General features: G+C 45.5%; 11 protein-coding genes. 6 read left to right on the plus strand and 5 right to left on the minus strand.

Annotated elements, in window-relative coordinates:
* Window positions 1-207 precede the first annotated feature (207 nt).
* Window positions 208-1,017 carry a phytanoyl-CoA dioxygenase family protein gene (locus FEF09_RS14245; RefSeq protein WP_146305741.1) on the plus strand — a complete coding sequence of 270 codons (810 nt, stop codon included), beginning with the start codon at window positions 208-210 and terminating at the stop codon, window positions 1,015-1,017.
* 836 nt (window positions 1,018-1,853) lie between these two features.
* On the opposite strand, the gene FEF09_RS14250 is transcribed toward FEF09_RS14245, so the two are convergent.
* The 3 genes from FEF09_RS14250 to FEF09_RS14260 form a co-directional block, all read right to left on the minus strand.
* Window positions 1,854-2,633 (minus strand): SDR family NAD(P)-dependent oxidoreductase, encoded by a 780-nt coding sequence (locus FEF09_RS14250; protein WP_146305742.1) that lies wholly within the window; start codon window positions 2,631-2,633, stop codon window positions 1,854-1,856.
* 817 nt (window positions 2,634-3,450) lie between these two features.
* The gene (locus tag FEF09_RS14255) at window positions 3,451-3,942 is read right to left on the minus strand and encodes a YeeE/YedE family protein (protein ID WP_261387488.1); all 492 of its coding nucleotides are present in this window, start codon (window positions 3,940-3,942) and stop codon (window positions 3,451-3,453) included.
* Window positions 3,943-3,953: 11 nt separating this feature from the next.
* Complete coding sequence (locus FEF09_RS14260) at window positions 3,954-4,514, minus strand: YeeE/YedE family protein (RefSeq protein WP_146305743.1); 561 nt, start codon at window positions 4,512-4,514, stop codon at window positions 3,954-3,956.
* Window positions 4,515-4,677: 163 nt separating this feature from the next.
* Here FEF09_RS14260 and FEF09_RS14265 point away from each other — a divergent pair, with 163 nt between their 5' ends.
* The 3 genes from FEF09_RS14265 (at window position 4,678) to FEF09_RS14275 (ending at window position 8,849) form a co-directional block, all read left to right on the plus strand.
* Window positions 4,678-5,130, plus strand: coding sequence for a MarR family winged helix-turn-helix transcriptional regulator (locus tag FEF09_RS14265; protein ID WP_146305744.1), 453 nt, complete (start codon window positions 4,678-4,680; stop codon window positions 5,128-5,130).
* A gap of 503 nt (window positions 5,131-5,633) precedes the next feature.
* Window positions 5,634-7,877, plus strand: a complete 2,244-nt coding sequence (locus FEF09_RS14270) for a cation:proton antiporter (RefSeq protein ID WP_146305745.1) — start codon at window positions 5,634-5,636, stop codon at window positions 7,875-7,877.
* A 198-nt stretch (window positions 7,878-8,075) separates the two neighbouring features.
* Entirely contained in the window at window positions 8,076-8,849 is a 774-nt protein-coding gene (locus FEF09_RS14275) for a M57 family metalloprotease (RefSeq protein WP_146305746.1), read from the plus strand.
* Window positions 8,850-8,935: 86 nt separating this feature from the next.
* Here FEF09_RS14275 and FEF09_RS14280 read toward each other — a convergent pair whose 3' ends face one another.
* Window positions 8,936-9,748, minus strand: a complete 813-nt coding sequence (locus FEF09_RS14280) for a hypothetical protein (RefSeq protein ID WP_146305747.1) — start codon at window positions 9,746-9,748, stop codon at window positions 8,936-8,938.
* A gap of 249 nt (window positions 9,749-9,997) precedes the next feature.
* On the opposite strand from FEF09_RS14280, the gene FEF09_RS14285 reads away from it, so the two are divergent.
* Together FEF09_RS14285 and FEF09_RS14290 are read left to right on the plus strand one after the other, a co-directional pair.
* The gene (locus FEF09_RS14285; RefSeq protein WP_146305748.1) at window positions 9,998-10,831 is read left to right on the plus strand and encodes a CheR family methyltransferase; all 834 of its coding nucleotides are present in this window, start codon (window positions 9,998-10,000) and stop codon (window positions 10,829-10,831) included.
* Complete coding sequence (locus FEF09_RS14290) at window positions 10,828-11,394, plus strand: chemotaxis protein CheB (RefSeq protein ID WP_146305749.1); 567 nt, start codon at window positions 10,828-10,830, stop codon at window positions 11,392-11,394. The genes FEF09_RS14285 and FEF09_RS14290 overlap by 4 nt, the downstream gene beginning before the upstream one ends.
* Before the next feature lie 3 nt (window positions 11,395-11,397).
* Here the strand turns inward: FEF09_RS14290 and FEF09_RS14295 are convergent, their stop codons facing one another.
* Window positions 11,398-12,978, minus strand: a complete 1,581-nt coding sequence (locus FEF09_RS14295; protein ID WP_146305750.1) for a response regulator — start codon at window positions 12,976-12,978, stop codon at window positions 11,398-11,400.
* Window positions 12,979-13,110 lie beyond the last annotated feature (132 nt).

Genomic DNA, 13,110 nt, shown 5'->3' on the forward strand with positions numbered 1-13,110 from the left:
GTAGACTAATAATGCATCCCCAGTCAGGCACATATCACTTAATGACTTCCTGCTTACCCATAAGCAAAAGGTGCCCTTATTGTTGTTGCTGAATTATCTATATCCCATCGTTATTCTATGGATGGGAGGTGAGGCTCACTTTCTATTTGCATTCAGATTTTAATTTAAAGCTTACTACAGCTGAACACTTATTAAACCTACGCATCTATGTCTGTCGCTTATTCAACATTTACACTCGGTAACGTGCTTACCGAAGAGCAACAATCATTTTTTGAAGAAAACGGTTATATCCATTTCTCTAATTTTCTGACACCGGAGCAGGTGCAGGAAATTGTCACTGCATCAGAAGAGGTACAAGAAAAATGGATTTCAGGAAATGTAGAGAAAGTCAATGGGGTACCGGTGAAATATGGGAAAGACCTCGATGGTCAGCCAATTGTACAACGATTTGCTTTTATCAATCAACATACACGTGTTCTCTCAGATCTACTGAAGGATAACCGCTTACAAACGCTCTTACAATTAATTGGCCCCGGCGCCCGTATAGGAGAGAACGAAAAGGATGGCATGGTATTGAATCACTATGTAAATGGTCCGGAAAGTACTTTCACTAAAATGGGATGGCATACGGACGGCTTACGTGACATCTTTCTGCATGGAAAATTGAATCCGATGTTGAATGTCGGTATCCATCTGAGTAATCTGCGTCCGGAAAACGGCGGACTTCGTATCATTCCGGGTACCCACAAACAGAACATCTTCAATATGCTGTTCAGAAAGAGATACTTTGTAGGTCACAAGCCCGATAAAAACGAATTGGCCATTACCCCCAATGCCGGTGATCTCACCGTACATGACGGTCGTCTCTGGCATCGTGTGGCCCAGTCAAATGTAATAGGAGAGGCCAGCCGCAGACGGGTTATTTATGTGCCTATCATCGCCGGAAAATATGAACCGAAACATGAGAATAGTCCGACCCTCCTGTATCAGCGTCTGGCAGGCGTTATTCTGAAGTAATGGATTTTATCTGTGCCAATGGAAAACCACAGAAATAGTGTGGTATATGAGGTATCTGCGATATACGCGGTATATGATATAGTTATGAATAAGCGTAAGGAGATAAGGAATAAACATATAGAGGCAAGTAGATATCAGTCAGTAGTAAAAGCCAAAGGCTACAGAAACAAGGTATCATGCTCATACAAATACATTTGCTTTCTTTCATTTTATAGAGACGAATCTGCATAAGATTCGTCTTATTTTTTGCAATCCGCTCACCTTACCTAATCCTCTTACCACATCACTCTATCACATCACTCTATCACATCCCTCCATCACATCCCTTGTTTCAAACAACCCCATACCATCATAACCCCAAACCACAACTTCCATGCGAAGCCGTCAGGTTTGCAGATGGAGATGAAAGGGCCTTAGCCCTTCACGCATCGCCCGGCCCATGCACCAATGTTTAATCATCCCCCGTTGCCCAATCCCCCTACCACGCCTCATCGCAAGAACGCGTGGAGGGCGTCAGCCCGTCATCCCATCCGCAAATCTGACGCCGCCATAAAGCATCAACCCCGGTAAGCAATAAACTATAAATATCCGTGTAAGGAATTAACAGAGCAATTCTCCAAGGATTACAATAGGCTACCCCCCTGAATAAACATCATATAAAACTATAACAAAACTAAGATTGGGAGCAGGACGCAACCCCACCATGCAGCATTCATATATTAACCACGCACTATAGCAATAAGATAACATCGGCAGCATAACGTAAGGCAATACCGGCTGACAGCCGCCCGTCATCGGAGACAATAAACAATAAAGCATTGATTGAATCAATTCACTCAGGAACCTGACTTCGTCTTGTAAAGGTTCGCAGCCACTGCCTCTACGATCGCCTTCGGCACTATCCGCGTCATAAACGCCGTCACCACATTCATCGCACCCGGAATAATCTCCGCTTTCTTCCGGAACATCCCTTTGATTGCAATCTCCGCCACATCATCTGCCAGCATACCATATTTATCCGCCGTCTCCTTAATAGCCTGCATCCCCGCCCGATCAATAAAATTCGTCTTCACCGGCCCCGGACACAAACACGTCACCGACACATTACTCTTTTTCAGCTCCTGTCGCAATCCCCGTGAGAATAACAACATGAAGGACTTGGTCGCTGCATACAAAGTCAGCGTAGTTACTGCCTGATAAGCAGCGGTACTGGAAACATTTAATATATAAGCCTGCGATTGCTGACGCAGGATCGGCAGCAGGTAATGACAAAGTGCTACAGGAGTCCCCGCATTCACCTGTATCATTTGCTGGTGCTCGGATAAGGTGCGGTCAGCAAAGTTGCCCCATACGGCGTAGCCGGCATTATTGATCAGGATAGACACCGCATACCTACCCGCCCATTCAGCTACGCGGGCAGCAGCGTCAGGGGAGGAGAGGTCAATTGCCAGCCATGCGACTTCCACCTGCCATTTATTACGCAGTTCATCAGCGGCAGCAGTTAATTCCTGCTCCGAACGGGCAATCAGCAATAAATTATATTTTCTGGAAGCAAGGGTGTGTGCCATAGACAGACCAATACCTTTACTGGCCCCTGTAATGAGTGCGTATGTCATCCCGATAGTAACTTTTAATATGAATGCTAAACTATGGTATATAAACCGAAAGAAGTAGAAAAGGAAAAGGGCGGTAAGAATACCGCCCTAAATTTTTTAACCATATCCTATGAAAAACCTATACCAAAGATAGTCGAGCATGGTCAGCATCCAACTTCATTTTGGTAAAGGCTATATTTTATCTGGTTAACGCATGGTTTAGCCTCCCGTTAACCAAAAATTAACAACTTTGTAATCGTTTGATCTCTTCTTTCGCTTGCCTGTATTGAAAAGTGTCATTTTTAAACTTGTTAAAACAAGTAATTTCTATTGGAAAGTGCCCTATAAAAGAGGTAGAGAAGTGGTTGACCGGGGCAATTGATCCCGGCAGTACGTATTGAGCATTCAATCAGTGAATTATGCTGAAATGCGATGCGTAGTACATGTACTTTGCGCGCGTCAGCTAAAGAAGAGATGGTCAATTCGGGCAACTGATCAGAACCATACAGCTCCGAGGCCAGACAGCTGACAGCGTGAAGAACGGGTGAGGGTGTCTGTTGCCTGTCCTCAAGAATCTATCATCCAAAGTAGGAAAAGACATATACAGCATCAGGTAACTGACCAACGCCAGACAGCTGACAGCGTGAAGAACGGGTGAGGGTGTCTGTTGCCTGTCCCAAGGATCTATCATCCGAAGTAGGAAAAGACATATACAGCTTCAGGTGACTGACCAACGCCAGACAGCTGAAGCGTAAGGAACGGGTATGAACGTCTGTTGCCCGTCGCCGGGGAGCTATCTATTTGTAGCAGGAAGGGACATATACAGCGCTACGGTTTGCTAATGCGGCAACCGATCCCGTAACTTGCCGTACACCCAGGTGCCCAGAATCGCGCTGAAAAGTGTGACGATCACCACCGAAAACCCGGCTCCGATCTGTGCAAACAAAGGGCCCGGACAAGCGCCTGTCAGCGCCCAGCCGAATCCAAAGAGCAATCCGCCAAAGATCTGGCCTTTATTAAAGGACTTGGGCTGAAAAGTGATAGGTTCGCCATACAGCGTTTTAGCGCCGGTTTTTTTTATGATCAGTACGGAAATGATCCCTGTCACGACAGCAGACCCAATGACACCATACATATGAAAAGATTGCAAGCGGAACATTTCCTGTATGCGGTACCACGACATGACTTCTGATTTAATCAGAATGATGCCGAAAAATATACCTGCTGCCATAAACTGGAGCTGAGACCACCATGGTGTCTTTTTTGTAGTAGTAGTGGTGGCAGGCATGCTCACTACTTCAAAGTCAGTATCTATATTTTGTAAAGACATGATTTACAGATTTACAGTTGCAGAATAAATGGAAGAATCAGATTGGCCATAATAAAACCACCCGCCATAAAGCAACAGGTGGCTACCAGTGATGGCCATTGCAGGTTGGACAGGCCCATGATGGCGTGACCAGAAGTACAGCCACCGGCATAGCGGGTGCCAAAACCTACCAGAAATCCACCGGCGACCATCAGGATTAAGCCCCTTATAGTCAGCAAGGCCGGCCAGTTGAAGAGATCCGCAGGGAGTAAGGAACCTGTATAGGAGAGGCCGTAGCCCTGTAGTTCCGTTTCCAGTTGCGGTGCGATTGTAGCAGGTGCGGGTCCTGCGAGGAAGGTGACGGCGATAAAACCACCGATCAGGATGCCGCCGGCAAAGAAGAGGTTCCACGATTCCTTTTTCCAGTCATAAGAGAAAAAGGGGATTTTAGCTGGCAGACAGGCCGCACAGATATGCCGCAGATTGGCTGAAATGCCAAAGTGGCGATTGCCAAGCAATAGCAGGAGGGGGACAGTCAGCCCTATCAGCGGACCAGCGACATACCATGGCCATGGCGTAGATAAGATATGCATAGACAGTTTAAATTGCAGATGGTATAAAAGGAAGGTGTCTGTAATAAGGAATATGGTGGTATACAAATATAGTGATCACTGCTTATTTAAAATATCCACAGACTGTTAAAAGAATACATTAAAGCAAATATGTTGCAACACCCATATTTATTATCTTTGGGCTATGAAGATTGAACAAGCGATTAATCAGCGGAAGTTCAAGGACGACTACCACAAGATCGTAGTGAACCTGTTATACACAGGTAACTGGCTACGCGACGCCCTTGGAGCCAACCTGAAAGAACACGGATTGTTACCGCAGCACTACAATGCCCTGCGCATCATCAAGGGACGCCATCCGGAGCCTGTGTCAGCCGGCGATATCAAAGACGTTATGCTCGATAAAGCCAGCGACGTGACCCGTTTGCTGGACAAACTTGAAAAGCTGGAGTATGTACAGCGCCGCCTTTGTCCGCATAACAGACGAAAAATGGACATCAACATTACGCCACAAGGGCTGAAACTCTTATCTGACGTAGATGTACTGATGGATACCTTTTATGATGACCTGGCAGACAGGATTACAGCGGCTGAAGCTGCTGCACTCAGCGATCTGCTCGATAAAGTACGGGGATAAGGATAAAACGATATCTTTGTCCGTATGCGGAATCTTTTTTATCTGTGTCTTTCCATTATACTGTTTTGCTGCGGACTTAGCGTCAGCGCAGCAATGACAGAATGCCGTAAAGATGGTATAACAGCAGCTTCCGTCCAACCATATCTGAAAGTACTGTCATGTGACCACCAGTTGAACCATCACGGGGAATCCAGACTCCCCGATACGGTGTGCACAACCTCTCATCAGTCTTTTATCGTATCTGTTAAAACAGATACCCGCGAAGGTACGGGATCTGGCAGGGAGCTTTTTCTTGCACGGATCACATTATTTTCCTGCAAAATACAGGCTGCGCGTTTATTGCCGGACCTGCACAATATCATTCGCTCGCTAATTTTCCCCCAGCATATTTTCTGGTGAAGTAATTGACATTACACTGTTTTATTGCTGTCCCTACCGCTTTAACATCGGCGGGGACTTTGGCGTTATTCAATTGTCTCAACTCACTAAACCGGATTTTACGAATGATACATTTACCACCTTTGATTGCCGACCTGGCTTTGATCTTAATTGCAGCTGCTATCACAACACTGATCTTCAAAAAACTGAAGCAGCCGCTGGTGCTTGGATATATTGTGGCCGGACTCCTGGTGGGACAACACGTATCCCTCGTTCCGACGGTCTCAGATGAGGCGAATATCAAGATCTGGTCGGAAATCGGCGTCATCTTCCTACTGTTTAGTCTCGGACTCGAATTCAGTTTTAAGAAACTGATCAAAGTCGGTGGCTCTTCCTCTATTACCGCGATCGTAGAAGTCGTGTTCATGCTCTTGTTGGGATATCTTGTCGGTCAGCTGATGGGATGGTCTTCTATGGATAGCATCTTCCTCGGAGGAATATTGTCTATATCATCCACAACTATCATTATACGGGCATTTGAAGAACTGGGGATTAAAGGACAACAGTTTGCCGGCCTCGTCTTCGGTATTCTCGTCGTGGAAGACCTGGTAGCTATCGTGCTGCTGGTGTTATTGTCCACGCTGGCTGTCAGTCAGCAGTTTGCCGGCGGAGAAATGCTCTCCTCTGTTATTAAGCTGGTCTTTTTCCTCATCGCCTGGTTTATAACAGGTATCTTTTTCATTCCTACGCTGTTGCGTAAAACAAAGAAGCTGATGAATGAAGAAACCCTGTTAGTGACTGCTATTGGTCTTTGTCTGCTGATGGTCGTACTGGCTACACAGGCTGGTTTCTCTCCGGCGCTGGGTGCTTTTATCATGGGATCTATTCTCGCAGAAACGACGCAGGCAGAAAAGATAGAGCATCTCATTAAACCGGTAAAAGAGCTCTTTGGCGCTATTTTCTTTGTCTCAGTCGGTATGTTGATCGATCCGGCAATGCTGGTTAAATATGCCCTTCCTGTGGCGATTATCACACTGGTTACACTGGCGGGTAAAACCCTCAGTACCTGTATAGGGGCATTACTTTCAGGGCAGCCTCTGAAAACGTCTGTACAGGCAGGTATGAGCCTTGCACAGATAGGGGAGTTCTCTTTCATCATTGCCCAGCTGGGATTGTCTTTAAAAGTAACAAGTGACTTCCTCTATCCGGTAGCCGTAGCCGTATCGGCTGTGACGACGTTTACTACGCCTTATATGATACGCCTGTCTGCTCCGTTTTACGAGAAACTGGCAGGCGTATTGCCGCATCGCTGGAAGACTTCCCTGAACCGTTATAGTGCGGCGACACAAACCATTGCTGTCGTAAGCGACTGGAAACAGCTGTTACGTTCTTATGTGGTCAACATGACGATCTACGCAGTGGTGATTCTGGCGATCACACTTCTTTCTTATTATTATCTGTTACCACTGATCAATATTAAGTTCAATGGTTATAACTGGGGGCGTATAGCCAGTGCATTGATCACACTGATATTACTGATGCCGTTCCTTTGGGCACTGGCACTACGGAATATCAGCAGTCAGGCTTCTTCTAATATATGGGAACAGAAAAAATACCGCGGACCCTTATTGCTGGTACGTTTCTCCAGAATGATACTGGCCGTGTTCCTGATCGGTTTCTTTATTGACCGTTTCTTTTCTTATTCTATTGCAGTATTGGTGACCGCAGGTATCATTGCATTGATCTTCCTGTTAAGACATAAGATACAAACGTTCTACACTACTATCGAAGAGCGCTTCTTTTCCAATTTCAATGCACGTGAAGCTAAAGTGGGCAATATTAATAAGTATGTGCTCGCTCCATGGCATGCACATCTTGCTGTGGCAGAGATACGGCCATTATCGCCGGTGGCAGGGAAGACTTTGCTCGAATTAGCTTTGCGTGAAAACTTCGGGATAAACATTGCGTTAATCAACAGAAGTGGACAGAAGATCTATGCACCGGATAAATATGAAAGACTGTTTCCTGGGGATATTATCACGGGAATTGGTACCGATGAACAACTGGAAAAGTTCAACAGTTTTCTCGAACCATTATCAGCAGATGCAGACGCACAGCCGCAGGATACGGATCCGATCGCTTTGCGACAATTCCTGATAGGTAAACAGTCACGTCTTTCCAACAAGACTATACGTGAACTCGGTATACGTGAACGCACCCGCGGAATCGTGCTGGGCGTGGAAAGACAAGGAAGAAGGATTTTAAATCCGGAGTCCGGTATGCATTTACTGGAAGGTGATATTGTCTGGATTGCAGGCAGCGGGAAAAAATTAAATGCATTTATAAAAGAGCAACAGGGTGCTAATTAACAGACACTGATGCCGCAACATGTCTGCAGCAGGACAAGCCTCAAAGGCTTGTCCTGTCTTGTTTTCAGCCATTGCAGATTTGCATTGTTTACGTTTAGCAGTGATAGTAATATTTGTTTTTGCATTCCATTTTTATTGTAAATTCAATTTATCTGTCAGCGAGCTCTTTTTTTACCCTCAAATAAAAACCACTTAAGTATGAAAAAGAAAACCCAGTCAATCTATGTGCGTCAAATTCATTTTCTTTTCTTCGCATTGTCAATGTTTCTCTTTGCCTGTAGCAAAGACAAGATCGCAACAGAAGCTAAGCCAGCTGAAGACAAATTGGTAAGTTATCTGGAAAGGTTAGGTTTCAAAAAAGAGAACATCGAGCTGAAAGGTGATACCTACATCATCGATGGCGATGTACTCATTACAAAATCTGAACTGGCCAAACGTGCAGCTAACGAAGACAAAACAGATGGTATCGCAGGTACTGAACACTGGAGAGGTACTTACATTATCAGTAATGCCTACAACTCCAATGTGAGACTGTACATTGATCCGGCAGTGCCTACTGCATGGAGAACCGCTATTCAGGGTGCTGTAAACAACTGGAATGCGATTAACGGTACCAGACTGGGAATGTCTATCGTGACTTCACAAGCTAACTCTGACACAAGAGTTTTCATGGGCTTTGAATCTGCCAACTGGATCGCACGTGCTTACCTGCCAGGCTCTAACAGCCGTCCGGGTGTAAGCGTTGAGATCAACAGTAACTACAACAGTCTGCCTGCCACCCAGAAACTGTTCGCTATCACGCACGAGCTGGGTCACACCATCGGCTTCTATCACACTAACCAGAATCAGGGTATCTTCATTTCTGGTACGCCTAGTGTTGATGCCAATTCTGTAATGAACTCTTTTGTGTTGAACTGGAACGGCTTCACCGCAGGTGATGTTCTGGCAACACAGATCCTGTATCCACAGTAATCAATACAGTGCATACAAAGGGATTTAAAATGAGAACACCCGGCAGGCTTTCGCCCGTCGGGTGTTCTTTTATTGCGCGTTGACCTCTACCAGCTCCATTCCAGTTCTGTCACCACTGTTTCGCCTCTCTCTGCATATGATGTTGTAATCTGCTTCGGATAGGCTTCTTCATTGTAAGCATATTTATATTGGTTCACAATACTGTTATTACCCATAACAGGCGTGATGGTCTCTGTAATAATATTATTCGCAGAAAGATTTACTGCTGCAATGTCCACCAGATAAGGCAGTACAGGAATACTGTGCTGCGCATTCGGATGATCATCATAAGTATAAGTGGTCGTAGATGCCTTTGTAAAGGGCAATTTCTTATTCACACGTCCCATATTCTCCACAGTGACGATATTCCCTTTTACATCCCAGGTGTAGAACTGACAACTATTATTCTCAAAGGCGAGTCCGTCCTGTGTGTCATTGAAGAAATAACGGGCGGTGATTTGTCCGCTGCCATTATACACAAGCGAATCATAACTATGCACCAGTCCATCCAGATAATAAATGATCCTTCTGATATTCCCCTTCTCTGAATAGTCATATGAAGCGAAGAGGGTAGGTGCATGTGATGATTCATCATCAGTCACAAAGGTTTTTACAAGCCGTCCGTTTTTATATACCGGAATACGGGTCGTTGTATAACTCCCTTCCTCCGTTTTATAAGTGGTAAGCAGTTCGGCTACCGTCTTATCCTCATTATAGGAAATAACGGTTCTGTCGGTAGCAGTTGTGATACCGCGCAGGCGCATCCTGCCTTTATCCGCTGGAGAACGAAATGCGCTGACAGTAATACCTGCCAGCAATAAGGCCGCTACAATACGAGCCCCGGTAAAGTTAATTGGCATAAGTTGGCATTGACCAGATACGGAATAGTTACTCTAAAGATTCACAGTGACAACAAGATAGACTAAAGATAGTAAAATTTCATTATATATACGTATGGTAAAGAAAGTTGGATCTGGTATTTCGGTTAACAGGTCGTTAATGGCTATACGCCTTACTTTATACTGCAATATGAGGCTATAACAATATACGATTATTGAAATGCCAGAAAACTTTGCGAACTTACAGCGGCAAAACAGAACGACTACGCAATGATGGATAGCCTACGCCATTTGAAGGATGAAGATGTTTTAGTACTGTTAAATGACTTGCTGGAGCAGTATGGATATGACTTTACAGATTATTCATTCGCCTCAGTAAAACGCAGGTTGCAGCGTGTGTATAGTGCAGACAGATTCCCCAGTTTTGCCGAGTTCCGCTACAGGGTGAAATCAGACCCCGAATATCTCATCTATCTCATGGAACAGATCACGGTCAATGTAACAGAAATGTTCAGGGACCCTCATTTCTTCGAGATCCTCCGTAAACAGGTCCTGCCGGTACTGGCTACCTATCCCCTGATCAGGATATGGCACGCAGGTTGTTCCACAGGGGAGGAGGTGTATTCAATGGCGATCCTGCTTGATGAACTGAACCTGCTGCATAAGTCTGTTATTTATGCGACAGATATCAACGAGAGCGTATTGGAGAAAGCCCGTAAAGGAATCTTTCCCCTGCAACATATGCAGCAATATTCGCAGAACTATCTCGCATCCGGCGGGCAACAGGAATTTTCCGGCTATTATGCGGCTAATTATGAATATGCAAAGTTCACTGACAGATTACGTGAGAAGATCATCTTTGCAGCGCATAACCTCGTGACAGACCACTCCTTCAACGAGTTTCAGCTGATCATCTGCCGGAATGTACTGATCTATTTTAATAAGGAACTACAGGATAAAGTATTACATCTCTTCAGCGATAGCCTCGAACAACTGGGTTTCATGGCATTAGGCGCTAAAGAAACGCTCCGCTTTACAACGGTAGCCCCATTATTTAAACCTTTTGCAAACAAAGAAAAGATCTGGAGAAAAATTTCGACATGACGGCTCTTCCCAAACTACTGGTGATCGGCGGCTCCGCAGGCAGTCTGGACGTACTGTTGCAGCTTTTGCCGGAACTGGAACCTCAATGGCCGCTGGCAATGATTATCGTATTACATCGTAAGAATGATAATGATACACTGTTGACAGAATTATTGTCAGCGAAGACGGTATTGCCTGTAAAAGATGCGGAGGAGAAAGATGTACTCACGCCGGGATGTATCTACATAGCGCCTTCAGATTATCACCTGCTCATAGAACCCGATGGATCACTCACGCTGGATGCCTCTGAAAAGGTGCATTACAGTCGTCCGAGTATTGACGTCACCTTTATGTCTGCAGCAGAAGTATTTGGGAAGCGCTTATATTGTATTCTGCTCTCCGGTGCCAATATGGACGGTTCGGATGGATTACAGGCAGTGCATGACCTGGGTGGTTTTACCGCCGTACAGGACCCGGCTAACGCAGAAGTGGCTTTTATGCCCCGTCATGCGATGAACTCCGTCCCGGTGGATAAGGTATTAAATATCCGTGAACTGGTGGCCTTTGTAAAGGACCTCCGTTAAGATTTAACTGACCATCTGCCGTTGCTCCAATGGCAACACGATGATAAATGTAGCCCCCTCATTTTCCTTGCTGCTGGCCCCGATGATCCCCTGATGTCTTTCCACTACTTTTTTTGCAATGGCCAGTCCGATACCTGTTCCTTCATATACCTCATGACTATGCAGTCGCTGGAACAGTGTAAAGATCTTTGGCAGATACAGCTCATTAAAGCCGATACCATTATCGCTGATAGTGATCCGGCAGTAAGCGCCTTCTTCAGCGGGAATACTGTCAAATTCTTTCTCCTCCACACGTTCGGCATGAATCCGGATACAGGGCGCTACTCCCTCACGACTGAACTTTAACGCATTACTGATAATATTCTGTAAGGCTTGTCGGATCTGTCCCGGCACGGCTTCCAATACCGGGAACTGGTTAGCCGTGATATCCGCACAGGCATCCCGTACAGACAGTTCAAGGTCAGCCAGTATTTCTTTGATGATAATGTTGATGTCCACCGGTTCAAAAGAGACATCTGCAGAAAGTCTGGAATAACGCAGCAGGTCGTTGATCAGTCTTGTCATACGTTCTGAAGAACTGACAATACGTTCCATATACTGCATGGCGTCCGGATTGGTACCAATATGACGATCGCGGAGTATTGTGCCGAACAACTGTATTTTACGCAGCGGTTCTTTCAGGTCGTGAGAGGCGACGGAGGCAAACTGCTGTAACTCATGGTTACTGGCTTCCAGTGCCTGATTCATCTCCTGCAATTCGTGCGTACGTTCGATGACCCTTTGTTCCAGTATTTCGTTGGCCTGTTTCTGATGGGCGATATCTGTAAACGTACCTACCCATTTCACAATGTGACCATCTTCTTCGAGGGGAATGGCTCTTAGCAGATGACAACGGAAATGGTTATGTAACCGGTGATGGAGATAGACTTCCTTTTCCAATGGAAGCCCTGCTTTGATGGCATGTTCCCACACGGAGATGGGCGCATGTTCATGATCGTATGTGACAGGGAATTGTCCGAGGGAAGGGGAATAGTGGAACCAGAAGCGGTTTGCATATTCCACCGCGCCATCTGCCCGGGCGGTAAAGGCCACCTGTGGTAATGACTCGAGAATAGAGTGCTGTTCCTGTACTTTAGCATTCAGGGCTGCCTGTGCACGTTTACGCACTTCTACTTCCTGTTGAAGCGAAGCATGCATCTCCTGTAACTGCCTGTTTTGTTCGTATAAACGGATAAAGGTTTTCACCTTCATCAACAGGATATCCGGATCGACGGGTTTGGTAATGTAGTCCAATCCGCCGGAGGCGTAACCTTTGGCAATAAATTTCTTGTCTTTATTGACTGCTGACAGGAAAAGGATGGGTACATCCTTTGCTTTGCTGTAGCCGGAAATAGTTTCTGCAACTTCAAAGCCGTCCATACTGGGCATCTGTACATCCAGTATGATGAGCGCGTAGTTATTCCTAAGTATCTTCTTTAATGCTTCTTCACCGGAAGACGCCGTATCTACTTCAAAATCATGCAATTCCAGGACCTTTCTCAGGGATAAGATGTTTTCCGGCTTATCATCTACAATTAATATCATTCTTATTTAATATAATTGGCCATAGGGATACCTCAAAAATCGTTCCGCCCCGGTACTGTCTTCGTAAAATGCGGAAGCGCGAAAGTACGAATATCTACTTTGGATATTCATACTTTCGCGCTTCCGCATACA

It is taken from the genome of Chitinophaga pinensis, assembly GCF_007896845.1.
GTDB lineage: Bacteria > Bacteroidota > Bacteroidia > Chitinophagales > Chitinophagaceae > Chitinophaga > Chitinophaga pinensis_C.

Excerpts from the sequence above, each read along its gene's own strand:
- FEF09_RS14245 (WP_146305741.1), top strand. The coding sequence starts at position 208 with ATGTCTGTCGCTTATTCAACATTTACACTCGGTAACGTGCTTACCGAA.
- FEF09_RS14250 (WP_146305742.1), bottom strand. The coding sequence starts at position 2,633 with ATGACATACGCACTCATTACAGGGGCCAGTAAAGGTATTGGTCTGTCT.
- FEF09_RS14255 (WP_261387488.1), bottom strand. The coding sequence starts at position 3,942 with ATGTCTTTACAAAATATAGATACTGACTTTGAAGTAGTGAGCATGCCT.
- FEF09_RS14260 (WP_146305743.1), bottom strand. The coding sequence starts at position 4,514 with ATGCATATCTTATCTACGCCATGGCCATGGTATGTCGCTGGTCCGCTG.
- FEF09_RS14265 (WP_146305744.1), top strand. The coding sequence starts at position 4,678 with ATGAAGATTGAACAAGCGATTAATCAGCGGAAGTTCAAGGACGACTAC.
- FEF09_RS14270 (WP_146305745.1), top strand. The coding sequence starts at position 5,634 with ATGATACATTTACCACCTTTGATTGCCGACCTGGCTTTGATCTTAATT.
- FEF09_RS14275 (WP_146305746.1), top strand. The coding sequence starts at position 8,076 with ATGAAAAAGAAAACCCAGTCAATCTATGTGCGTCAAATTCATTTTCTT.
- FEF09_RS14280 (WP_146305747.1), bottom strand. The coding sequence starts at position 9,748 with ATGCCAATTAACTTTACCGGGGCTCGTATTGTAGCGGCCTTATTGCTG.
- FEF09_RS14285 (WP_146305748.1), top strand. The coding sequence starts at position 9,998 with ATGATGGATAGCCTACGCCATTTGAAGGATGAAGATGTTTTAGTACTG.
- FEF09_RS14290 (WP_146305749.1), top strand. The coding sequence starts at position 10,828 with ATGACGGCTCTTCCCAAACTACTGGTGATCGGCGGCTCCGCAGGCAGT.
- FEF09_RS14295 (WP_146305750.1), bottom strand. The coding sequence starts at position 12,978 with ATGATATTAATTGTAGATGATAAGCCGGAAAACATCTTATCCCTGAGA.